20 protein-coding genes are annotated in these 22,333 nt (G+C 59.5%); 6 read left to right on the forward strand and 14 right to left on the reverse strand.

Features of this window, described 5'->3' with window-relative positions:
• Positions 1-24 precede the first annotated feature (24 nt).
• Positions 25-405 carry a COG4315 family predicted lipoprotein gene (locus tag BMY73_RS10020; protein WP_092406790.1) on the reverse strand — a complete coding sequence of 127 codons (381 nt, stop codon included), beginning with the start codon at positions 403-405 and terminating at the stop codon, positions 25-27.
• A gap of 171 nt (positions 406-576) precedes the next feature.
• On the opposite strand from BMY73_RS10020, the gene phoB reads away from it, so the two are divergent.
• The 3 genes from phoB (at position 577) to BMY73_RS10035 (ending at position 4,054) form a co-directional block, all read left to right on the forward strand.
• The gene (gene phoB, locus BMY73_RS10025; RefSeq protein WP_062379821.1) at positions 577-1,266 is read left to right on the forward strand and encodes a phosphate regulon transcriptional regulator PhoB; all 690 of its coding nucleotides are present in this window, start codon (positions 577-579) and stop codon (positions 1,264-1,266) included.
• 47 nt (positions 1,267-1,313) lie between these two features.
• Positions 1,314-2,615: a phosphate regulon sensor histidine kinase PhoR gene (phoR, locus tag BMY73_RS10030; protein WP_062379823.1), complete on the forward strand. Its 1,302-nt coding sequence runs from the start codon at positions 1,314-1,316 to the stop codon at positions 2,613-2,615.
• A gap of 98 nt (positions 2,616-2,713) precedes the next feature.
• Complete coding sequence (locus tag BMY73_RS10035) at positions 2,714-4,054, forward strand: hemolysin family protein (protein WP_092406792.1); 1,341 nt, start codon at positions 2,714-2,716, stop codon at positions 4,052-4,054.
• A 155-nt stretch (positions 4,055-4,209) separates the two neighbouring features.
• On the opposite strand, the gene BMY73_RS10040 is transcribed toward BMY73_RS10035, so the two are convergent.
• The 8 genes from BMY73_RS10040 to BMY73_RS10075 form a co-directional block, all read right to left on the reverse strand.
• Positions 4,210-5,118 (reverse strand): peptidoglycan DD-metalloendopeptidase family protein, encoded by a 909-nt coding sequence (locus BMY73_RS10040; RefSeq protein WP_092406794.1) that lies wholly within the window; start codon positions 5,116-5,118, stop codon positions 4,210-4,212.
• A gap of 301 nt (positions 5,119-5,419) precedes the next feature.
• Positions 5,420-6,313, reverse strand: coding sequence for a response regulator (locus tag BMY73_RS10045; RefSeq protein WP_092406796.1), 894 nt, complete (start codon positions 6,311-6,313; stop codon positions 5,420-5,422).
• A gap of 170 nt (positions 6,314-6,483) precedes the next feature.
• Positions 6,484-7,242 carry a phosphate signaling complex protein PhoU gene (phoU, locus tag BMY73_RS10050; protein WP_062379831.1) on the reverse strand — a complete coding sequence of 253 codons (759 nt, stop codon included), beginning with the start codon at positions 7,240-7,242 and terminating at the stop codon, positions 6,484-6,486.
• Between the two features lie 54 nt (positions 7,243-7,296).
• Entirely contained in the window at positions 7,297-8,130 is an 834-nt protein-coding gene (gene pstB, locus BMY73_RS10055) for a phosphate ABC transporter ATP-binding protein PstB (RefSeq protein ID WP_092406798.1), read from the reverse strand.
• Between the two features lie 112 nt (positions 8,131-8,242).
• Positions 8,243-9,913 carry a phosphate ABC transporter permease PstA gene (pstA, locus tag BMY73_RS10060; protein WP_092406800.1) on the reverse strand — a complete coding sequence of 557 codons (1,671 nt, stop codon included), beginning with the start codon at positions 9,911-9,913 and terminating at the stop codon, positions 8,243-8,245.
• 15 nt (positions 9,914-9,928) lie between these two features.
• On the reverse strand, positions 9,929-12,214 hold the full coding sequence (locus tag BMY73_RS10065) for an ABC transporter permease subunit (protein WP_092406802.1): 2,286 nt from the start codon (positions 12,212-12,214) through the stop codon (positions 9,929-9,931).
• Positions 12,215-12,409: 195 nt separating this feature from the next.
• Positions 12,410-13,381 (reverse strand): phosphate ABC transporter substrate-binding protein PstS family protein, encoded by a 972-nt coding sequence (locus BMY73_RS10070; RefSeq protein ID WP_092406804.1) that lies wholly within the window; start codon positions 13,379-13,381, stop codon positions 12,410-12,412.
• 156 nt (positions 13,382-13,537) lie between these two features.
• Positions 13,538-14,830: an MFS transporter gene (locus BMY73_RS10075; RefSeq protein ID WP_062379842.1), complete on the reverse strand. Its 1,293-nt coding sequence runs from the start codon at positions 14,828-14,830 to the stop codon at positions 13,538-13,540.
• 378 nt (positions 14,831-15,208) lie between these two features.
• Here BMY73_RS10075 and BMY73_RS10080 point away from each other — a divergent pair, with 378 nt between their 5' ends.
• Positions 15,209-15,610 carry an acyl-CoA thioesterase gene (locus BMY73_RS10080; protein WP_062379844.1) on the forward strand — a complete coding sequence of 134 codons (402 nt, stop codon included), beginning with the start codon at positions 15,209-15,211 and terminating at the stop codon, positions 15,608-15,610.
• A gap of 100 nt (positions 15,611-15,710) precedes the next feature.
• Positions 15,711-16,622, forward strand: coding sequence for a D-hexose-6-phosphate mutarotase (locus BMY73_RS10085; protein WP_092406806.1), 912 nt, complete (start codon positions 15,711-15,713; stop codon positions 16,620-16,622).
• Between the two features lie 161 nt (positions 16,623-16,783).
• Here BMY73_RS10085 and BMY73_RS10090 read toward each other — a convergent pair whose 3' ends face one another.
• The 5 genes from BMY73_RS10090 to BMY73_RS10110 form a co-directional block, all read right to left on the reverse strand.
• Positions 16,784-17,320: a DUF3299 domain-containing protein gene (locus BMY73_RS10090; protein WP_175500165.1), complete on the reverse strand. Its 537-nt coding sequence runs from the start codon at positions 17,318-17,320 to the stop codon at positions 16,784-16,786.
• Between the two features lie 81 nt (positions 17,321-17,401).
• Positions 17,402-17,647 (reverse strand): GlsB/YeaQ/YmgE family stress response membrane protein, encoded by a 246-nt coding sequence (locus tag BMY73_RS10095; RefSeq protein ID WP_092406810.1) that lies wholly within the window; start codon positions 17,645-17,647, stop codon positions 17,402-17,404.
• A gap of 130 nt (positions 17,648-17,777) precedes the next feature.
• Positions 17,778-18,860, reverse strand: coding sequence for a 5-(carboxyamino)imidazole ribonucleotide synthase (locus BMY73_RS10100; RefSeq protein ID WP_062379851.1), 1,083 nt, complete (start codon positions 18,858-18,860; stop codon positions 17,778-17,780).
• 7 nt (positions 18,861-18,867) lie between these two features.
• Positions 18,868-19,359, reverse strand: coding sequence for a 5-(carboxyamino)imidazole ribonucleotide mutase (gene purE / locus BMY73_RS10105; protein ID WP_062379853.1), 492 nt, complete (start codon positions 19,357-19,359; stop codon positions 18,868-18,870).
• 212 nt (positions 19,360-19,571) lie between these two features.
• Positions 19,572-20,483, reverse strand: a complete 912-nt coding sequence (locus BMY73_RS10110) for a LysR substrate-binding domain-containing protein (protein WP_062379872.1) — start codon at positions 20,481-20,483, stop codon at positions 19,572-19,574.
• 328 nt (positions 20,484-20,811) lie between these two features.
• Here BMY73_RS10110 and BMY73_RS10115 point away from each other — a divergent pair, with 328 nt between their 5' ends.
• Positions 20,812-22,236 carry an aspartate ammonia-lyase gene (locus BMY73_RS10115; RefSeq protein WP_092406812.1) on the forward strand — a complete coding sequence of 475 codons (1,425 nt, stop codon included), beginning with the start codon at positions 20,812-20,814 and terminating at the stop codon, positions 22,234-22,236.
• Positions 22,237-22,333 lie beyond the last annotated feature (97 nt).

Consider the following 22,333-nt stretch of genomic DNA (forward strand, 5'->3'; position numbering starts at 1 on the left):
ATCAACGCAGCGTGAGGTGTCAATTCAGGGTTTAGCGACGTGCCAGACGTCGCCCTTGCCGTCACCGGTCTTGTCGCCAGCGGCTTTGTCGTTCTTGAAGGTGTACAGCGGCTTGCCTTTATAGACCCACTGCGAGGCACCGTCTTCACGCTTGATGATCGTCCAGTCGCCCTCGGCCTTATCGCCGTCACCGGCGACCATGGGCGGCCAGTTGACCGCGCACTGATCGTTGCAGACTGACTTGCCAGCGGACGTGTCCTTGTCGAACGTATAAAGGGTCATGCCCTTTTTATCGACCAGAACGCCATCTTTGGTATCTGCCTGATGCTGAGCGAAGGCCATCCCGGACGATGCCAGTGCAGCAGCAGCAAAAAAACCCATAAAAGCAGAAGAAGTTTTAGCCATCGGTATGTTCCCTTTTTGTTAGTCGTAGGTTGGACAAACGTTGTAGGACAAGACCATAAGCTTAGCGCCAGACCGTGCAATGCGCCTTGTCCGAACTAACCTGTCACACGACTGCAATAATTCCGTTATCTAATGCGCCCCAAGACAGTTAAATGACATGAGGTTCGAGGCATGGTTGGCAGGAGCATTCTGATCGTCGACGACGAAGCGCCGATTCGCGAGATGATCGCCGTCGCACTGGAAATGGCCGGCTATGACTGCATGGAGGCAGAGAACTCTCAGCAGGCCCACGCGGTCATCGTCGACCGCAAGCCCGATTTGATCCTGCTCGACTGGATGCTGCCCGGCACGTCCGGCATCGAGTTGGCGCGGCGCTTGAAGCGTGATGAGCTGACCGGGGATATTCCGATCATCATGCTCACCGCCAAGGGTGAAGAGGACAACAAGATCCAGGGGCTCGAGGTCGGCGCCGATGATTACATCACCAAACCCTTCTCCCCTCGTGAACTGGTCGCGCGCCTCAAAGCCGTGCTGCGCCGCGCAGGCCCCAACGACGGCGAATCGCCCATCGAAGTGGGCGGTCTGTTGTTGGACCCAATCAGTCATCGCGTCACCATCGACGGCAAGCCTGCTGAAATGGGGCCGACCGAATACCGCCTGCTGCAGTTCTTCATGACCCATCAGGAGCGCGCCTACACCCGCGGTCAGTTGCTCGATCAAGTCTGGGGCGGCAACGTTTACGTCGAAGAGCGCACAGTGGACGTTCACATTCGTCGCCTGCGCAAAGCCCTCGGCGATGCTTATGAAAATCTGGTACAAACCGTCCGCGGTACTGGCTACCGTTTTTCCACCAAAAGCTGAGCAGCTCTTGGTAGCGACTCCGATCGCTGCAGACAAGGACGCGTTAATTGAATCAAAACTGGCATGGCACCCTGATCCGCCATCTGCTGCTATTGGTCACGGCCTCGCTGCTGGCCGGGCTGATCAGCGGCCATTATGGCGGGTGCCTGGCAATCGGCCTGGGCCTGTACCTGGCCTGGACCCTCAAACAGCTGCTCAGGCTGCATGACTGGCTGCGCCATCACAAACCGGATGAGCCGCCGCCCGATGGCTATGGCCTCTGGGGCGAAGTCTTCGACAGCATCTATCACCTGCAACGCCGCGATCAGCGTGTGCGAGGTCGTCTGCAAGCCGTCATCGACCGGGTTCAAGAGTCTACGGCGGCGCTGAAAGACGCTGTGATCATGCTCGACAGCGAAGGCAATCTGGAATGGTGGAACCGTGCCGCTGAAACGCTGCTGGGCCTCAAAACACCTCAGGACAGCGGCCAGCCCGTGACCAACCTGGTGCGCCATCCTCGCTTCAAGGAATATTTCGAGCAGGCCAATTACGCCGAACCTCTGGAAATTCCTTCTCCGGTCAACGACCGTCTGCGCATTCAGATGCTGATCACGCGATACGGCAATAACGAGCACCTGATGCTGGTGCGTGACGTCACGCGCCTTCATCTGCTGGAGCAAATGCGCAAAGACTTCGTGGCCAACGTCTCTCATGAACTGCGCACGCCGCTGACGGTGATCTGCGGTTACCTGGAAACGCTGCTGGATAACGTGGACGAGGTGAATCCTCGGTGGGTCCGCGCGCTGCAACAGATGCAGCAACAGGGCGGCCGCATGCAGACGCTGCTCAACGACCTGCTGCTGCTAGCAAAGCTGGAAGCCACGGATTACCCCTCGGACAATCAGCCTGTCGCCGTGCCAGCGTTACTGCAGAGCATCAAGACGGATGCGCAGGCCCTGTCAGGTGCCAAGAATCAGGAAATCGTCCTGGACGTGGAAAGCGACTGGAGCCTGAAAGGCAGCGAAGCGGAATTGCGCAGTGCGTTTTCCAATCTGATTTTCAATGCGGTGAAATACACCCCCGCCGAGGGCAAAATCCGCATCCGCTGGTGGGCCGATGGTCGGGGCGCGCACCTGAGCGTGCAGGACTCCGGGATTGGTATCGACCCCAAACACATCCCGCGCCTGACCGAGCGTTTCTATCGAGTGGACTCCAGCCGGGCTTCCAATACCGGCGGCACAGGCCTTGGGCTGGCGATCGTCAAGCATGTGTTGCTTCGCCATCGTGGCTCACTGGAGATCAACAGCGTGCTGGGCAAGGGCAGCGTATTCATCTGCAACTTTGCTCCGATTCAGATGACCAAGCCCTAGTATTGCTGGCCGATAGCCGCTAAATTGCATCGCTTATGCCCTCAATTTGTGAGGGCTTATTTCATCCTTTCTCGAAACGGAACCTGCAAAACCCCATCATGGACCCTTCCCCTGGCATTAGCTTCGCGTCAATTTTCGCCGACTTCGGCATGATTCTCTTTGCAATGATTCTGGTCCTGCTCAACGGCTTTTTCGTTGCAGCAGAGTTTGCCATGGTCAAGCTGCGCTCCACTCGCGTGGAATCCATCGCCGAGAAAAACGGCTGGCGCGGTAGCATCCTTCGCACGGTACACAGCCAGCTGGACGCTTATCTGTCGGCCTGTCAGCTGGGTATCACGCTCGCCTCGCTGGGCCTGGGCTGGGTCGGTGAGCCCGCTTTCGCGCACCTGTTGGCGCCTCTGCTGGAAGCCATGGGCGTGGGTTCGCCGGAAGTGATCAAAGGCGTGTCGTTTTTCTCCGCCTTCTTCGTGATCTCTTATCTGCACATCGTGGTCGGCGAACTGGCGCCCAAATCCTGGGCCATTCGCAAGCCTGAGCTGCTGTCGCTGTGGACCGCCGTTCCGCTGTACCTGTTTTACTGGGTCATGTACCCGGCTATCTACCTGCTCAACGCCAGCGCCAACGGCATTCTGCGTATCGCCGGTCAGGGCGAACCGGGCCCGCACCACGAACATTCGTACAGCCGCGAGGAGCTCAAGCTGATTCTGCACTCCAGCCGGGGGCAGGACCCAAGCGACCAGGGCATGCGCGTACTGGCATCGGCGGTGGAAATGGGCGAGCTGGAAGTGGTCGACTGGGCCAATTCCCGCGAAGACCTGGTGACGCTGGACTGCAACGCGCCGCTCAAGGAGATCCTCGCCCTGTTTCGCCGTCACAAGTTCAGCCGCTATCCGGTATATGACGCCAAGCGCAATGAATTCGTCGGCCTGCTGCACATCAAGGACCTGCTGCTGGAACTGGCGGCGCTGGACCACATTCCCGAATCGTTCAATCTCGATGAACTGACGCGCCCCCTGGAGCGCGTGTCCAAGCACATGCCGTTGTCGCGCCTGCTGGAGCAGTTCCGTCAGGGCGGCGCCCACTTCGCATTGGTTGAAGAGGCCGATGGCAAGATCATCGGTTACCTGACCATGGAAGACGTGCTGGAAGTCCTGGTCGGTGACATTCAGGACGAACACCGCAAGGCAGAACGCGGCATCCTTGCCTACCAGCCGGGCAAGTTGCTGGTGCGCGGCGATACGCCGTTGTTCAAGATCGAACGCCTGCTGGGCATCGATCTGGATCACGTCGAAGCAGAAACCCTCGCCGGGCTGATCTACGACAGCCTCAAGCGCGTGCCCGAGGAAGAGGAAGTGATGGAGGTCGAAGGCCTGCGCATCATCATCAAAAAGATGAAAGGCCCGAAGATCGTATTGGCGAAGGTGTTGAAGCTGGATTGATGCGCATCTGAATGCACACGGCTTCCTGTAGGAGCGCGCTTGCCCGCGAAAGGTAGGTCAGGCGACGGATATGCCTGGAATTGAACTCTATCGTCCGATATGCGGCGCAGACCAAGCGCGCGCCTACAACAACCCGCATCAGCATACGGAAACGGTCAATTCCCGCCGATGGCGAAGTTCGGCAGGCTCTGCACCGGCCGGGCGAACTCATAGGGAATCGACTCCAGCGCCAGCCCCACGTTACGTTGCACCACGAAGTGCAGATGCGGGCCGGTGCTGTTGCCCGTATTGCCTGAGCGCCCGAGCGGCGTGCCTACCGCCACGCGTTCACCTTCCTTCACGCTGACCGATCCCTGCATCAGGTGCAGATAAACGCCCATGGTGCCGTCATCGTGGAGGATGCGCACGAAGTTCCCCGAAGGATTAGCACCTCGCCCGGATTGACCGTTTTCGGTCTTGATCACCGTGCCGCTGCGGGCCGCGATGATCGGCGTGCCTTCTGGCATGGCAATGTCGATGGCGTAGCGGCTCTTGGCGCCTACATGGCTGTACGACCCGTTAGGGCCCTGGCTGATGCGAAAAGGACCTCCGACCCAAGGCAACGGATAACGATAAGCCAGCCCGCCAGCTGAAACGCTGCGCTGGGGATCGCCGACAATCGAGCGCAGGCTCGGCTTGTAAGACATGGGCTTGCCGGGTATTTGTGGGCTCAAGGCCAGCAACCGTTCGTTGCTGCGGGCAGGGATGGTGCGACGGATGACCTGATCGGCGACGCCCACCACGTTTTTCACGCCAGCCAACTTCAATTCGATCTCGACCGGTGCGTACAAGTCGTTGCGCACGTACAGGCTGTCGGTTCCTTTGGCTTTTTTGACGTTCAGCCGCACCTGGCTGTCGATGCGCTCAACCATGCGCTCTCGGGGTTTCATCACCTGCGCGCCGGGGACGGGTTGATCGGTAAACGAAACCACGCCGTTGGCATCGGTGAATCTGTAGATGGTGACGGCTGCGGCCGATTGCGCAGCCAGGAGCAGTACACACACCGTCAGCAAGCGCTCTAACATCTGGATAGGCCTGGCTCGGGGAACGTTGGGGGCCAGACTAACAGCGAAACCGATAGAAAAGGACTCATCCGTATCAATCGGTAATAGACGAAGCGTCAAGGAAATCGCGTCAGGGTCAGGCGCGAAGGAATTTGCAATTTCTATGCAGGGTGAGTGTGCGGTTCGTCAGACGAACACAGATCCAATTGTAGGAGCGCTTGCCCGCGATTGCGGTATGTCAGTTGACGAATATGTCTGAGATACACCGCAATCGTCCGAATGCGGCCCAGACCAAGCGCGCTCCTACAGGATAGTGAGGCCGTTACGCGCCCGGCACGAAGTGCTTCTGCGCCGTACCACGGGCAATCAGGCGCGACAGGTAGTCGAGCTTTTGCGTGTCCTGATCGACGAAACGGAAGGTCAGTTGCAGCCAGTCACTGTCCGGTTTCTGCTCGAAGGCGGCAATGGCATGCAAATAACCGTTCAGCCGCGCGACCTCGGCGTTCTCGCCTTGTTCCAGATCGAGCACGGCGCTGTCGAGGATCTGCGGCAGCGTGTCACTTCGACGTACCACCAGCGCCGCTTCCTTGAGGGTCAGCGCCTTGATCACGCACGGTTGAGTGCCACTGGAGAGACGCAGCTGTCCCTGGCCACGGCCCGTGGGCTCTGCAGCCGGAGCGGGCTTGGCCATGGGTTTGATCAGGGGTTGCGCAGGCGCAGCGGCAGGTGGCGCGCTGACCACTTCAGGGCGATTACCCGTCAGGGCGCTCAGCGAGTCATTGGCGAAGGCTGCGTTGGCGCGCGCCGGGGCGCCGCTCATCAGGGCCTCCAGCTTGCCGACCTTGTGCAGCGCTTTTTTGACCTTGGTCAGCAGTTGTTCGTTGGTGAACGGCTTGCCGATGAAATCGGAGACGCCGGCATGGATGGCCTGGATCACGTTTTCCTTGTCGCCGCGACTGGTGACCATGATGAACGGCATTTTTTTCAGGCTTTCCTGCTGACGGCACCAGGTCAGCAACTCCAGCCCGGACATCTCAGGCATTTCCCAATCGCACAGCACCAGGTCGAAGACCTCTTTGGTCAGCAACACCTGGGCTTTGCGGCCATTGACGGCATCCTCCAGGGTGACGCCAGGGAACGCATTACGCAGCCCTTTCTTAACCAGATCGCGGATGAACGGCGCGTCATCCACCACCAATACACTGACTTTACTCATCGACGCTCCTGATGGCGTGTTCACCGCAAATGGCGAGCATATCGCTGGCTGGTGGCCAACTGCCAAATTGTTTGACGACACCGGGACATTTATTCGCGGGTGACCGAAAAAGAGGTGCCTGTATAAACAAAAACGCCCGGCGTTCGCCAGGCGTTTTTTCTCAGGCAATCCTACTTATCGTCAGATGCGCCCGGAACATTAGGTATTTCGGCGGACAGGCCTTTAACTTCTTCCTGCATGCGCTTGAGGCCCAGGTGACGCACGTCGGTGCCGCGTACCAGATAGATCACCAGCTCCGAGATGTTGCGCGCGTGGTCGCCAATGCGCTCCAGCGAACGCAGCACCCAGATCACGCTCAGCACACGGGAGATCGAGCGCGGGTCCTCCATCATGTACGTCACCAGCTCACGCAGGGCCGTCTTGTACTCACGGTCGATGGTCTTGTCGTACTGCGCGACCGACAGGGCCAGATCGGCGTCGAAGCGAGCGAACGAGTCGAGCGCATCGCGCACCATGCTGCGAACCTGATCGCCGATATGGCGGACTTCCACGTAACCCCGCGGCGCCTCGCCCTCCTCGCACAACTGGATGGCGCGCCGCGCGATCTTGGTGGATTCGTCACCGATGCGCTCCAGGTCGATGACGGACTTGGAAATGCTGATGATCAGGCGCAGGTCCGAAGCGGCAGGCTGACGACGGGCCAGAATGCGCAGGCACTCCTCGTCGATGTTGCGCTCCATCTGGTTGATGCGGTCGTCGACTTCACGAACGCGCTGGGCAAGGCCCGAGTCGGCGTCGATCAGCGCGGTGACTGCGTCGTTGACCTGTTTCTCGACCAGACCACCCATTTCCAGCAGGTGGCTGCGAACTTCTTCCAGTTCAGCGTTGAACTGCTGGGAGATGTGATGTGTATGGCTGTCTTTGATCATGCTGAGTGTCCGTCCGATTGATTGCGCGGTGGTTCAGGGCTGACGAAACACGTGCTAGCCGTAACGACCGGTTATGTAGTCTTCAGTCTGTTTTTTGGTCGGGTTGGTGAACAACGTATCGGTGTCCCCGAACTCGACCACCTTGCCCATGTACAGAAACGCGGTGTAATCCGACACGCGCGCAGCCTGCTGCATGTTGTGGGTAACGATCACAATGGTGTATTTGGATTTCAGTTCGTAGATCAGCTCTTCGACTTTTAACGTCGAAATCGGGTCAAGCGCGGAGCACGGCTCATCCAGCAGCAGTACCTCGGGTTCGACGGCGATAGTGCGGGCGATCACCAGCCGTTGCTGCTGACCACCGGAAAGTCCGAGCGCAGACTCGTGCAGACGGTCTTTGACCTCATCCCACAATGCCGCGCCACGCAAGGCCCACTCGACCGCCTCGTCGAGCGTGCGCTTTTTATTGATGCCCTGAATTCGCAGGCCATAAACGACGTTCTCGTAAATGGTCTTGGGGAACGGGTTGGGCTTCTGAAACACCATGCCCACGCGACGGCGCAGCTCGGCAACGTCCTCGCCCTTGGTGTAGATGTCATGCCCGTAAAGCTTGATTTCGCCCTCCACACGGCAGCCGTCGACCAGATCGTTCATCCGGTTGAAGGTGCGCAGCAAGGTCGATTTCCCGCAACCGGACGGCCCGATGAACGACGTGACACGCTGTTTCGGGATGTTCATCCGGATGTCGTACAGCGCCTGCTTTTCGCCGTAAAACAGGCTCAGGCCCGGCACTTCCAGCGCCACGGCTTCGCTGGCCAGGTCCAGTCCCTGGCGCTTGCGACCCAGTGCCGACAGGTTAATGCCGTGGGTGTGGGGTTCTTGCTGCATGTTCTCACTCCATTCGTAGCTGCGAGCATTGAGCTGCAAGCTGCCAGTTTCGAGCAGAAGCGGCGTGCGGCATTTGACTGGCCGCGTGGAGCTTGCCGCTTGTGGCTTTCACTCATTCTTCCAGCGCTTTGTACTTCTCACGCAGCCGGTTACGGATCGTCACCGCCGAGAGGTTCAACAACGCGATCACCAGCACCAGCAACAGCGCCGTGGCGTACACCAACGGCCGCGCCGCCTCGACGTTGGGGCTCTGAAAGCCGACATCGTAGATGTGAAAGCCCAGGTGCATGATCTTCTGGTCCAGGTGCAGATACGGATAATTGCCATCCAGCGGCAACGACGGCGCCAGCTTGACCACGCCAACCAGCATCAGTGGGGCAACCTCTCCCGCTGCGCGCGCCACGGCCAGGATCAGGCCGGTCATCATGGCCGGACTGGCCATGGGCAGAACGATCTTCCACAGCGTTTCGGCCTTGGTCGCGCCCAGCGCGAGCGAGCCTTCGCGCAAGGTCAAAGGAATGCGCGCCAGACCTTCTTCGGTTGCAACGATGACCACCGGCACAGCCAGCAACGCTAACGTCAACGAAGCCCACAACAGGCCCGGCGTACCGAAGGTCGGGGCGGGAAGCGCCTCGGGGAAGAACAGCTGGTCAATCGAGCCGCCCAGCACGTAGACGAAAAAGCCCAGACCGAACACACCGTAGACGATAGCCGGAACACCAGCGAGGTTGTTCACCGCAATGCGGATCAGTCGGGTCACCGGCCCCTGGCGTGCATACTCACGCAGGTAAACCGCCGCCAGTACGCCGAAGGGCGTCACGATCACCGCCATGATCATCGTCATCATGACCGTGCCGAAAATCGCCGGGAAAATCCCGCCTTCGGTATTCGCCTCACGCGGGTCGTCGCTGAGGAATTCCCACAACTTCTGGAAATAGAAGCCCAGTTTGGTGCCGACACCCATGGCGTTTGGTTGATAGGCGTGAACCACCTTGCCCAGGCTGATCTCGACTTCTTTGCCGTTGGCGTCGCGTGCGGTCAGGCTGTCGCGGTTGAACTCAGCGTGCAACGCCCCGAGACGGGACTCGATGTCCTTGTAGCGTGCATCGTACTCGGCGCGCTCCGAGGCCATATCTGCCTGGGCTTCTGCATCGAGCTTGCCGCTCAGTTCAAGTTTGCGGGCTTGCAGACGCAGACGCTCGATACCGTGGTTGATGGCCCCGATGTCTGACTTTTCCAGACCGTCCAGTTCGTCCGAGATCGCCTGCACCCGCTTGATACGTTCCTGCAGTTGCGGCCAGGCCGCTTCTCCCTGGGCGACGACTTTACCGTTCTCTTTGACGTTGACCAGATAGCCGTAAAAATTGCCCCACTCGCGGCGCTCGATCGTCATCAGGTCGGCAGGCTTGGTCTGATCGGTGAGCCATTCGCCGATCACCCAGTTGAAATCGCTGGGGTTGAGGTCGCGATTACCGACTTTGAACAGATCGCGCGTCATGAACTCAGGACCGTGATCGGGCACCGGAAGGCCGGCGGCCTTGAGGCGGGCACGCGGCACTTGCTCGGACTGCACCAATTCGCCGACCAGTACATGCTTCTCCTGGCCCGGCACGTCGTAGTGCGCGGAGATCACGTCGGCAGGCCAGAAATGCCCAAGGCCGCGCACGGCAATCACCGCCAACAGGCCGATGGTCATGATCACAGCGATGGAAACAGCGCCCGCACTCAACCAGACGCCGGGGGCGCCACTTTTGAACCAGCTCTTCAGGGAGGTCTTTTTCATCTGTTTCTACCAGCCCTAGAGAGACGAATACTTCTTGCGCAGGCGCTGACGAATCAGCTCCGCCAAGGTATTCATGACAAAGGTGAACATCAGCAGCACCAACGCCGCCAGGAACAACACGCGGTAGTGACTGCCGCCGACTTCGGACTCCGGCATTTCTACCGCAACGTTGGCCGCCAGGGTGCGCATGCCTTCGAACAGGTTCATGTCCATGATCGGCGTATTGCCGGTGGCCATCAGCACGATCATGGTTTCACCCACCGCGCGGCCCATGCCGATCATCAGTGCCGAGAAAATGCCAGGACTGGCGGTGAGGATGACCACGCGGGTCAAGGTCTGCCAAGGCGTCGCGCCCAGGGCGAGTGAGCCAAGGGTCAGGCCGCGCGGCACGCTGAAGATGGCGTCTTCAGCAATCGAATAGATATTGGGTATGACCGCAAACCCCATCGCCAGCCCGACCACCAGCGCGTTGCGCTGGTCGTAGGTAATACCGAGGTCGTTGGTGATCCACGAGCGCATGTCGCCGCCGAAGAACACGTTCTCCATGTGCGAACTCATGCCCAACGAAACCCAGCCCACCAGCAGAATCACAGGGATCAGAATGGCGCTTTCCCAACCGTCCGGCACTCGCAGGCGGATCGACTCAGGCAGACGGGTCCACAGGAACCCCGCAAGCAAGACGCCGATTGGCGTGAAGATCAGCAGACTGAAGATTCCCGGTAGATGCCCTTCCAGATAAGGCGCCAGAAACAGACCGGCGAAGAAGCCGAGAATCACCGTCGGCATGGCTTCCATCAGCTCGATGACCGGCTTGACCTTGCGGCGCATGCGAGGCGCCATGAAGTACGCCGTGTAGATGGCCGCGGCAACCGCCAGAGGCGCTGCCAGCAGCATCGCGTAAAACGCGGCCTTGAGCGTACCGTAGGTCAGCGGCGCCAGGCTCAGTTTGGGCTCGAAATCACTATTGGACGCGGTGGACTGCCAAATGTACTTGGGCTCGTCGTAGTTCTCGTACCAGACCTTGTCCCACAGCGCGCTCCACGAGACTTCCGGGTGCGGGTTCTTCAGTTCCAGCGGTAACAGCTTGCCGCTGTCCTCGACAATGATGCGATCGGCACGCGGCGACATGCCCATGAGGGCCGGGCCGCTGGCGACCGGGTCGATCAGCAGCGTGCGGTGTGCGGTGCTGTGAAACACACCCAGCTTGCCGGCGGTGTCCATGGCGATGAAGCCTTTGCGGCGTTGCTCGGCAGTGATCTGGGAGATCGGTGCGCCGCCCAGTTTGAAGTCCCGAATGTGCTGGAGGCGCATTTCGCCATCGACATCACGGGCCATGAACCACTGCGCGATGTTGCCTCTGGAGCTGCCAATCATCAGCGAGATACCGCCAACGAGCTGAGTGCTGGCCGTGGTTTCGGCACTGGCGTCTTCCAGCAGTTTGTAACGGCCGTTCAGCGTGCGGTCGTGCAGGTTGAAGACGTCCGCTTGGGCGCGGCCATTGATCACATACAGCCATTGCTGACGCGGGTCGACATAGATCGCCTTCACTGTCGCAGACAATTGCGGCAGGTCGATGCGGCGTAGCTCGTTCGTCGTCTCACCGGTCATCAGGTTTTCGGCCTGCGTCAAAGACAACACATGCAGCTGGGTACCGGTCGCACCCGCGAGAATCAAGGTGGAGTCACTGGCATTGAGGTTGACGTGCTCCAGCGCCCGGCCTTCTTCGTCGAGCACCAAAGGCGTCTCGCCATAGGGATACGTGATGGCCGGCGTGATGGTTTTCTTGTTGCCTGGGTAGGTGATCGGGTACGAATGTTTGAACACCAGCACCTGACCATTGGACAGACCCACTGCAATCAATGGTTTGCCGGGTTGATCCTGCGCAACCGAGGTGACGTGCGCGCCAGCGGGCAAGGGCAACGCCACGCGAGACAGTTCACTGCCATCAGTAAGATCGAAGAACAGCGCCTCGCCCTTATCGGATACGCGCATGGCGACCTGATTCTGCTCTTCAATGACCAACACCATCGGCTTGCCAGCACCTTGCATCCACGCAGGCGTCAGAGCGGCGTTGGCGGTCAACTTCGCCCCCTGAAAAAGCGGCGCGACGACATAGGCGAGGTAAAAGAAAATCAGGGTGATTGCGGCCAGCACGGCAAGACCGCCGACCAGCACATACCAGCGCGTCAGACGGTCCTTGAGCGCACGAATACGACGCTTGCGTTGCAGCTCGGGCGTATTGAAATCAATGCGCTCGGGAGGGGATCTTTCGGTCATCGATGAATTGGCCAAATCATTCATGCGCACACCCTAGCCACTCTGTATGACAAATACATGACAGCGTGGTGACGCAAAAAAGCCCGTCGCCCCTGAATCGTGGCAACGGACTGCTCATTGTTTCGCGAGCCTCGTTCCATAAGGCCTTTTTCGTTTTTGGCGGGACGAACCTGTCACCCCGCATCAGGGTTATCCGCAGGCGCCTGGCGCCAGCCGTTCTTATAGCCCCAGATCAGCCAACGCCTTGCTTACAACCTTGGCTGGTAGAGGAATGTACCCGTCTTTCATGACAACTTCCTGACCCTGTCTGGACAGCACCAGTTTTACGAACTCGGCTTCCAGTGGATTCAGCGGCTTGTTCGGCGCCTTGTTGACGTAGACATAAAGGAAGCGCGCCAGTGGATACGTGCCGTTGAGCGCGTTGGCTTCGTTGTCTTCGACGAACTCGCCGCCCTCCTTCCTCGCCAGCGGTACGGTGCGCACGCTGGACGTTTTATAACCGATGCCTGAATAACCAATGCCATTGAGTGAGCTGCTGATCGAGCTCACCACCGACGCCGAACCCGGTTGCTCGTTGACGTTCGGTTTGAAGTCACCTTTGCACAAGGCTTCTTCCTTGAAGTAACCGTAGGTGCCAGACACCGAGTTACGCCCGAACAGCTGTATCGATTTTCCTGCCAGGTTACCGGTCAGTCCGACATCACCCCAGGTTTTCGCGTCAGTCTTGGCGCCACACAGTCGAGTCGCCGAAAAAATCGCGTCCACTTGCTGCAAGGTCAGGCCCTTGATCGGGTTGTCCTTGTGGACAAATATCGCCAGTGCATCGACCGCGACCGGAATCGCCGTCGGCTTGTAACCATACTTTTGCTCGAAGGCGGACAGCTCGCCGTCCTTCATTTTTCGACTCATGGGGCCCAGCGTGGCCGTGCCCTCGGTCAGCGCAGGTGGTGCCGTCGACGACCCGGCCGCCTGAATCTGGATATTGACGCTTGGATATTCCTTTTTATAAGCCTCGGCCCACATCGTCATCAGGTTGGCCAAGGTATCGGAACCCACACTTGAAAGGTTGCCGGACACACCCGTGGTTCTGGCGTAAGGCTGAATCGCCGGGTCAACCGCCGCCACCGCGTGAACCGTAGCGACGCTTGCTGCGGCGAACGTGAATGCGGTCATCAAAAGCTTGAGTGTCATGCCTGGCTCCTGGCGAGATAGAGGATTGGCCGGGTTTGTGATGGCCATGTGACTACTCTATGACCGAGATATGACAATAAAATGAAAGGCCGCCATCCTTTTAAGGTGGCGGCCTTAAATTAAGCCGTTCGTTTGCAACAAGGCATTTCTCTTGTATCAGTCGAGCTTTCGCTTCAGCAGATACACCCCGATCACCATCCCCAGCACGCACAACCCCGCCACGTACCAGCTTGGCCCCATCGGATTGGCCTTGAGCATCAGCGTTACGACCATTGGCGTCAGGCCGCCGAAGATGGCGTACGCCAGGTTGTAGGAGAACGACAAGCCCGAGAAGCGCACAACAGGCGGGAAGGCTTTCACCATCACGAACGGCACGGCGCCGATGGTGCCGACGAACAGGCCGGTGATGGCGTAAAGCGGGTACAGCCCGTCAGGATAAGCGCCAATGGTGTGGTAGAAGGTCCAGGAGCTGACCAGCAAACCCAGCGAACCCAGCAAGAACACCAGACCCGCGCCAAAGCGATCCGCCAGCGCGCCAGCGCCGATGCAGCCCAGACTCAGCATGACAATCGCCACGCTGTTGGCTTTCAACGTGACGGCCGGGGCGAAGCCGTAGGTGGTTTGCAGCAGGGTCGGGGTCATCAGAATGACCACAACCACGCCCGCCGACAGTAGCCAGGTCAGCGCCATCGACAGCACAACGGCGCCGCGATGGTCACGCAGCACAGCCTTCAGCGGGACTTCTTCGGCCAGTGCCTTGCGCAGTTGAAGCTCAGCGAAGACCGGGGTCTCGTGCAGCCAGCGACGCAGGTAGACCGACATCAGCCCGAACACACCACCCAGCAGAAAGGGAATACGCCAGGCGTAGTCCGACACCTCGGCCGGGGTATAGAGGCTGTTGATCCAGGTCGCCACCAGCGAACCGAGCAAAATGCCGGCGGTGAGGCCTGACGTGAGGGTACCGCAGGCGTAACCGACGTTACGTGCGGGAACGTGTTCGGAAACGAATACCCACGCACCCGGCACTTCGCCACCGATGGCGGCGCCCTGAATGACGCGCATCAGCAGCAACAAAAGCGGCGCCCAGATTCCGATCTGCGCGTAGGTGGGCAGCAAGCCCATGATCAAGGTCGGCACGGCCATCAGGAAAATGCTCAAGGTGAACATTTTCTTGCGGCCCAGCAGATCGCCAAAATGCGCCATGACGATGCCGCCCAACGGACGAGCCAGATAACCGGCGGCAAAAATGCCAAACGTTTGCATCAAACGCAGCCATTCCGGCATGTCTACCGGGAAGAACAGCTTGCCGACCACCGCCGCAAAGAACACGAAAATGATGAAGTCGTAGAATTCCAGCGCACCGCCAAGGGCGGAAAGCGACAGGGTTTTGTAATCGTTGCGGGTCAGTGGACGCGACGGCTGCGTGGCACTTGTAGACACAGAGGACATGACAGTGGCTTCTCTTTGAGGCTCTCTTGGGACGAAAAATCAGCAGCAATGCAGCCGCGGATAGCGGCCGTGCACGCGATTTATCGACTCGAAGATGTAATCGGGCATCAAAATTGCGTGCCAATAACGGCGTAGTGCGCCAAATCGGTCCGGCACGATAGCAAATTGTTTCCAAATACACATAGACCGAAACAACGGTCCGTCAAAATGAGAACCGGACGGTCGAAGCTTCAACCATGCCCCGATATACTTTCTGGCCGCGACTCAACCGGTCTTTTCAGGGAAGTTGTGCGAAACCCATTACCCAGTCGTTTTCGCAGAGTTTCCCTAATTAATGCAGTGAAGACGTAGCGTCATGGGTCAGAGGGACCCCAGGCAATGAACGAGTTAGAACAGGAAGATCCAATCCCGCAGGGCGATCTCGCTTTGCAAATCACCGCTCTGCCTCGCGAAACCAATGGTTTTGGCGACATTTTCGGTGGCTGGCTGGTCGCCCAAATGGACCTGGCAGGCACTGCCATGGCCAGCAAGGTCGCAGGCGGCCGCGTGGCAACCGTCGCAATCGACCGCATGGCATTTCTGGTTCCAGTGGCCGTCGGCGCGCAGTTGTCGTTCTATACGCAAACCCTGGAAATTGGCCGCAGCTCAATCCAGATGATGGTCGAGGTATGGAGCGACGATCCGCTGTCCAGCGAATGGCGCAAGGTGACTGAAGCTGTATTCGTGTTCGTCGCGATCGACGGCAGCGGCCGTACGCGTTCGGTGCCCGCGAGGCGCTAAACCCGCCTGACGTTACGTGCATCGCACTTGGCATGGCGCACTAAACTCATCAAGCTTGGCGCAGTCTGATTCAGTCACTGTCCTTTGAGTGAGTACCCCTATGCCTACGCCAGAAGTCGAATCCATCCAGATCGGTGAGCTCAATTGCTGGCGTATTCGCCACGGCCAGGCCGAACTGGTGGTCGCCCAACAGGGTGCCCACATCATCAGCTATCAGGTCGACGGCGATCAGCCTGTGATCTGGTCCAACCCGGGCGCGGTCTTCAAGCACGGCAAGGCGATTCGTGGCGGCATGCCCATCTGCTGGCCGTGGTTCGGCAACCTCCAGCGCAACCCGCAAAGCGTACAGGCGATGCGTCGAAGCAGCGAACCGGCCAATGCACACGGCGAGGTCCGTGCCATTGACTGGGAGCTGATGGGCATGGGCGAAGATGGCGACGCGCTGATCGTCGAATTCATCCAGCCCAAGGCCGAAGGGCATCTGCCGGGTTGGCCACACACCGTTGGCCTGAAGCTGCAGATTCGTCTGGATGCGGCGTTGAACGTCAGTCTGGTGAGCTTCAATGCGGGGCAGGAAGAGGTCACGCTCAGCCAGGCGCTGCACAGCTATTTCGCAATCAGCGACATCCGGCACGTTCGCATCGAAGGTCTGGACGGGGTGAGTTACCTGAACACGCTGGAAAGCTGGGAAAAGCAAAATGCTCAGGTCGGCGACATTACGTTCAGCGGCGAGACAGACCGTATCTACCAGGACACGCCTGATCTGATTTCGGTGGTCGACCCTGAATGGAAGCGCCGGATACAGATCCAGACCCTCGGCTCGAAATCAGCGGTGGTGTGGAACCCGTGGATCGAGAAGACCAAGACCTTCACCGACATGCAAGCCGATGGCTGGCAGAACATGGTGTGTGTCGAATCCGCGAACGTTATGACGGACGTTGTCACGCTCAAGCCGAACGACATGCATGTGCTAAGCGTGAGTATCTGGGCTGAGCCTCTGACGGACGCCTGATCAGCCACTGAACCCGCACACTTCTGTGGGAGTGAGCTTGCTTGCGAAGACGTTAGTGCTTACACCTCAAAGGGTATGACCCTACCGGCGTGTAATCCGAATGCGGCCCAGAACAAGCTCGCTCCCACAGGGCTCGAGGTTTTATTGCGCGCGCCTGAACCTTATAAATCCGCTTCAACCACCACCCGCACCTTCGACGCATCCATCGCATAAGCCGCGTCAGCCAGATCGTTGCTGACCTTCTCGATCTTCAACGTGCCGATAACCCACAGCGGCGTGTAGATGTCATCGATTTTCAGGCCTTTCGGGTAACGCACCAGCACCAGTTGATTCGGTGGCGGTGGCGGCACGTGGATACAGGCGCCCGGGTAAGGCACCAGGAAGAACAGGGTACTGTGTCCCTTGGCGTCAGTTTCCAGCGGCACCGGGTAACCGCCGAGGCGAATGTTCTTGCCGTCCATGGCCGCAACGGTCTTGGTCGAGTACATCACGGCCGGCAGGCCTTTGCTCTGCTTCAAACCGCCCTTGCTGTCGAACGTCCCCTGCGCTTCCGGGGAGTTGTGATCGATTTCGGGCATGGCTTCAAGGGCTTTCTGGTCCGACTTGGGCATCAGTTCGAGCCAGTCGGTTTCCGGAAGATCAGCGGCGCGTGCCAATCCACCGATCAGCAGCAAGGTAACGAAGAGGAGACGACGCATTAAGAGGCTCGGCATGAAGGGGTCAATGGCCGGGCATTCTAGCCCTCCGCGCGGCAATAGCGCAGAGGGCCAGACTCACTTTCATTTCTTACTGATCATGCCGTAGATCACCAGCAGGATGATTGCGCCAACCAGCGCACCCAGGAAGCCTGCACCCTCACCAGCCTGATAGATGCCCAGCGCCTGACCACCGTAGGTCGCGGCAAGCGAGCCGGCGATACCCAGAATAATGGTCATGATCCAGCCCATGCTGTCGTCGCCAGGCTTCAGAAAGCGAGCGAGTAGACCGACGATCAGGCCGATAAAGATGGTTCCGATGATTCCCATGCCATTTCCCTCTGTTTGAATGAATATGCCAACGCCTTATCGGCAATGGACATCACGCTATGAGAGGGGTGCGGGCGATGAATGGTTCAACCGGAAAACACACGCTCCTACACAGAACTTCGTCGTTCAATCAGTTCTTGATCAACGCCTCAACCAGCTTCACCTGACGATCCAGCGTTGCGCGGTCTTTGCTGCGCACGGTGGCGTGACCGACCTTGCGGCCAGCCTTGAAGGCTTTGCCATAGTGATGCAGGTGGCAATCATCGATGGCGATGACCTTGTCCACGGCCGGCACTTCGCCGATGAAGTTGAGCATTGCGCTCTCGCCAACCTTGGCCGTCGAACCCAGCGGCAGGCCCGCAACGGCGCGCAGGTGGTTTTCGAACTGGCTGCACTCTGCGCCTTCGGTGGTCCAGTGACCGGAGTTGTGTACGCGCGGAGCGATTTCGTTGGCTTTCAGGCCACCATCGACTTCAAAGAATTCGAATGCCAGCACGCCAACGTAATCCAGCTGCTTGAGCACTCGACCCGCGTAGTCTTCGGCCAAGGCCTGCAGCGGGTGATCGGTGCTGGCGATGGACAGGCGCAGAATGCCGCTGTCGTGCGTGTTGTGTACCAGCGGATAGAAGCGGGTTTCACCGTCACGGGCACGCACAGCGATCAGCGAGACTTCGCCTGTGAACGGCACGAAGCCTTCCAGCAGACAAGGCACGCTGCCCAGCTCGGCAAAGGTGCCGACCACGTCTTGCGGCGTGCGCAGGACTTTCTGGCCTTTTCCGTCGTAACCCAGCGTGCGGGTTTTCAGGACAGCGGGCAGGCCGATGCTGGCGACCGCGGCATCCAGGTCCGCTTGAGACTGAATATCGGCGAACGCAGGCGTCGGAATGCCCAGGTCTTTGAACATGCTCTTTTCGAACCAGCGATCACGGGCGATACGCAAGGCTTCGGCGCTCGGATAGACCGGTACGAACTGCGACAGGAAGGCAACGGTTTCAGCAGGGACGCTTTCAAACTCGAAGGTCACCAGGTCGACTTCATCCGCGAGCTGACGCAGATGATCCTGATCGCCGTAATCGGCACGCAAGTGCTCGCCCAATGCAGCGGCGCAGGCGTCCGGCGCAGGGTCCAGAAACGCGAAGTTCATTCCCAGCGGAGTGCCCGCCAGTGCCAACATGCGGCCCAACTGGCCGCCACCGATTACGCCGATTTTCATGAAAACCTCAGGCCTCGCGTGGGTCTGGATTGTCCAGAACGCTGTCTGTCTGCTCAGTGCGGAATGTCTTCAACACTGCGTGGAATTGGGGGTGCTTGGCGCCCAGAATACTGGCCGACAGGAGCGCGGCGTTGATCGCGCCAGCCTTGCCGATGGCCAGGGTCGCGACCGGAATGCCTGCCGGCATCTGTACGATGGACAGTAGCGAATCGACACCCGACAGCATCGAAGACTGCACCGGAACGCCCAATACAGGCAGGTGGGTCTTCGCGGCGCACATGCCAGGCAGGTGAGCAGCACCGCCAGCACCGGCGATGATCACCTCGATGCCACGGCCTTCAGCCTCTTCGGCGTACTGGAACAGCAGGTCCGGCGTGCGGTGGGCCGAAACCACTTTGACTTCGTACGGAATGCCGAGCTTTTCCAGCATGTCGGCGGTGTGGCTAAGGGTGGACCAATCGGACTTGGAGCCCATGATCACGCCAACCAGTGCGCTCATCGTCGTGCCTCTTCATCGGGCGCCCGCAGGCGCGTCTAAAAACAACAAGCCACGCAGGAAAACCGGCGTGGCTTGTCGTACGAATTATGACCAGTCGAACCGGCCAAAGGCCGCGCAGTATACCGCAAAGAGTTCCGTTTAACAGAACGCCGACGACCTCCTGTCAGCCGATCCGTTTTTGCTGCCAGGCCCCGGATTGACTGACCTCAAGGTCAAGCGCCAGGCTGCGCGACGCCCCCTTCGAGCTTACGCCAGAGCAACCGCACGTTGGCCTTGCGCACCAGCGCACAGCGATACAGTCGGATCTCCAATGGCACGTGCCATTGAGGCCCGCCACACACGACCAGTTCACCCCGGTCCAGTTCGGCCACGACACTGAGTCGAGGGACCCAGGCGATGCCCAGCCCTTGCAGCGCCATGCCTTTGAGGCTATCCGCCATCGCAGTTTCGTAAACGGTGGTGAAACGCAGGTTGCGCTGGCGCAGCAACAGGTTCACCGAGCGTCCCAGAAAGGCGCCGGCGCTGTAAGCCAGCAAGGGGACGCTGTTTCCGCCTTCCAGATCGAATAACGGATTGCCTTGTGCGTCCGCAGCGCACACCGGCAACATTTCAGTCATGCCCAGATGCAGCGACGGGAAAATTTCCGCATCCATCTGCAGTGCCGCATCCGGGTCATAAAACGCGAGCATCAGGTCACACCCGCCTTCACGCAGCGCATGCACGGCGTCCCCTACGTTGGTAGCGACCAGGCGAGTGGCGATGTTCAGGCCTTCGTTGCGCAGTTGCGCGATCCAGCGGGGAAAGAAACTCAAGGCCAGTGAATGCGCCGCCGCAATCTGCATGACCTCGCCCTGCCCGCTTTCAAGATGATGCAGGTGGCGCAGCACTTCGCCTAACTGATCGACCACCGTGCGCGCCGTCACCAGAAACAACTGCCCCGCCGCCGTCAGTTCGATGGGCGTGCGCGAGCGGTTGACCAGCGTCAGGCCGAGCGCGGCTTCCAGGCTGCGAATCCTTCGACTGAACGCCGGCTGCGTAACGAATCGACGCTCCGCCGCCTGGGAGAAGCTGCGGGTTGCGGCGAGCGCGCTAAAGTCTTCCAGCCATTTGCTTTCCAGGTTCATGGTGTTCTCCGCCATTGGGAGCCAGGTTGAGTTTGTCTCTTGGCCGCATCCGGACGATCTGGCACGCAGCGGTAGCGAAATCAGGCGAGCTGACAGACCGCATTCTCAGGTCTCACTGCCGCTGCGCGCCAGATCGCGGGACAAGCCACGCTCCTACAACACGAGACAAAATGCCGCATCACACGCTCGTCACAATCCGAACGTCACATCAACGTTATGCCGTTTGCGCATAGGCTAGCGCTTAACAGCATTGGTTCGCAATCGGCCACAAGCCTAGTATCAACGGTGTTCCGGCTTAGTCCGTGCCTTTCTTGAGACTTTCTCTATCATGTCCTGCGCTGCATCATTTCGCATCGAAAAAGACCTGCTTGGCGTCCTCGAAGTACCCGCTGAAGCGTATTACGGCATCCAGACGCTGCGCGCCGTGCAGAATTTCCGGCTCTCCGGCGTTCCGATCGCTCACTACCCGAAACTGGTTGTCGGCCTGGCCATGGTCAAGCAAGCGGCCGCCGATGCGAACCATCAACTCGGTCATCTGAGCAGCGAAAAGCACGCGGCCATCAGCGAAGCCTGCGCACGACTGATTCGCGGCGACTTCCACGATCAATTCGTCGTCGACATGATCCAGGGTGGCGCCGGTACGTCCACCAACATGAACGCCAACGAAGTCATCGCCAACATCGCGCTGGAAGCGATGGGCCATGCGAAAGGCGAATACAAATACCTGCATCCTAATAACGACGTGAACATGGCGCAGTCGACCAACGACGCCTACCCGACGGCCATCCGCCTGGGTCTGCTGCTGGGTCACGACGCCCTGCTGGCCAGCCTCGCCAGCCTGATTCAGGCCTTCGCGGCCAAGGGCCAGGAATTCAGCCACGTGCTGAAAATGGGTCGCACCCAGCTGCAGGACGCCGTGCCGATGACCCTCGGCCAGGAATTCCGTGCCTTCGCCACCACGCTGACCGAAGACCTCAACCGCTTGCGCAGCCTGGCGCCCGAGCTGTTGACGGAAGTGAACCTGGGCGGCACGGCCATCGGCACCGGCATCAATGCCGACCCTGGTTATCAGCATCTGGCGGTTGAGCGCCTGGCGATCATCAGCGGCCAGCCACTGGTTCCGGCGGCCGACCTGATCGAAGCCACTTCCGATATGGGCGCCTTCGTGCTGTTTTCCGGCATGCTCAAGCGCACCGCCGTCAAGCTGTCGAAGATCTGCAACGACCTGCGCCTGCTGTCCAGCGGCCCACGCACCGGCATCAACGAGATCAACCTGCCCGCGCGTCAGCCAGGCAGTTCGATCATGCCGGGCAAGGTGAACCCGGTGATTCCGGAGGCCGTGAACATGTGCGCCTTTGAAATCATGGGCAACGACCTGGCCCTGACCGTCGCGGCCGAAGGCGGTCAATTGCAGTTGAACGTGATGGAACCGCTGATCGCCTACAAGATCTTCGACTCGATACGTCTGCTGCAACGCGCCATGGACATGCTGCGTGAGCACTGCGTCGTCGGCATCACCGCCAACGAACAACGTTGCCGTGAACTGGTCGAGCATTCGATCGGTCTGGTGACCGCGCTGAACCCGTACATCGGTTACGAAAACGCCACCCGTATCGCTCGCGTGGCTCTGGAAACCGGCCGCGGCGTACTGGAGCTGGTGCGCGAAGAAGGCCTGCTCGACGACGTGATGCTCGCCGACATCCTGCGCCCCGAAAACATGATCGCTCCACGACTGGTGCCGCTGAAGGCCTGATCACGGAAGCTCCCGCTTTATCTGCAAGACGATCACCAGGCTGAGGGCCTAGACACCCCTCACCCTTTTGAGGGCCGGAAGTCGATGCTTCCAGGCC

The organism is Pseudomonas sp. NFACC02 (assembly GCF_900110765.1).
Classification (GTDB): Bacteria; Pseudomonadota; Gammaproteobacteria; order Pseudomonadales; family Pseudomonadaceae; genus Aquipseudomonas.

Coding starts and splice junctions, on each gene's coding strand:
- BMY73_RS10020 (WP_092406790.1), bottom strand. CDS start 405: ATGGCTAAAACTTCTTCTGCTTTTATGGGTTTTTTTGCTGCTGCTGCA.
- phoB (WP_062379821.1), top strand. CDS start 577: ATGGTTGGCAGGAGCATTCTGATCGTCGACGACGAAGCGCCGATTCGC.
- BMY73_RS10035 (WP_092406792.1), top strand. CDS start 2,714: ATGGACCCTTCCCCTGGCATTAGCTTCGCGTCAATTTTCGCCGACTTC.
- BMY73_RS10040 (WP_092406794.1), bottom strand. CDS start 5,118: ATGTTAGAGCGCTTGCTGACGGTGTGTGTACTGCTCCTGGCTGCGCAA.
- BMY73_RS10045 (WP_092406796.1), bottom strand. CDS start 6,313: ATGAGTAAAGTCAGTGTATTGGTGGTGGATGACGCGCCGTTCATCCGC.
- phoU (WP_062379831.1), bottom strand. CDS start 7,242: ATGATCAAAGACAGCCATACACATCACATCTCCCAGCAGTTCAACGCT.
- pstB (WP_092406798.1), bottom strand. CDS start 8,130: ATGCAGCAAGAACCCCACACCCACGGCATTAACCTGTCGGCACTGGGT.
- pstA (WP_092406800.1), bottom strand. CDS start 9,913: ATGAAAAAGACCTCCCTGAAGAGCTGGTTCAAAAGTGGCGCCCCCGGC.
- BMY73_RS10065 (WP_092406802.1), bottom strand. CDS start 12,214: ATGAATGATTTGGCCAATTCATCGATGACCGAAAGATCCCCTCCCGAG.
- BMY73_RS10070 (WP_092406804.1), bottom strand. CDS start 13,381: ATGACACTCAAGCTTTTGATGACCGCATTCACGTTCGCCGCAGCAAGC.
- BMY73_RS10075 (WP_062379842.1), bottom strand. CDS start 14,830: ATGTCCTCTGTGTCTACAAGTGCCACGCAGCCGTCGCGTCCACTGACC.
- BMY73_RS10080 (WP_062379844.1), top strand. CDS start 15,209: ATGAACGAGTTAGAACAGGAAGATCCAATCCCGCAGGGCGATCTCGCT.
- BMY73_RS10085 (WP_092406806.1), top strand. CDS start 15,711: ATGCCTACGCCAGAAGTCGAATCCATCCAGATCGGTGAGCTCAATTGC.
- BMY73_RS10090 (WP_175500165.1), bottom strand. CDS start 17,320: ATGCGTCGTCTCCTCTTCGTTACCTTGCTGCTGATCGGTGGATTGGCA.
- BMY73_RS10095 (WP_092406810.1), bottom strand. CDS start 17,647: ATGGGAATCATCGGAACCATCTTTATCGGCCTGATCGTCGGTCTACTC.
- BMY73_RS10100 (WP_062379851.1), bottom strand. CDS start 18,860: ATGAAAATCGGCGTAATCGGTGGCGGCCAGTTGGGCCGCATGTTGGCA.
- purE (WP_062379853.1), bottom strand. CDS start 19,359: ATGAGCGCACTGGTTGGCGTGATCATGGGCTCCAAGTCCGATTGGTCC.
- BMY73_RS10110 (WP_062379872.1), bottom strand. CDS start 20,483: ATGAACCTGGAAAGCAAATGGCTGGAAGACTTTAGCGCGCTCGCCGCA.
- BMY73_RS10115 (WP_092406812.1), top strand. CDS start 20,812: ATGTCCTGCGCTGCATCATTTCGCATCGAAAAAGACCTGCTTGGCGTC.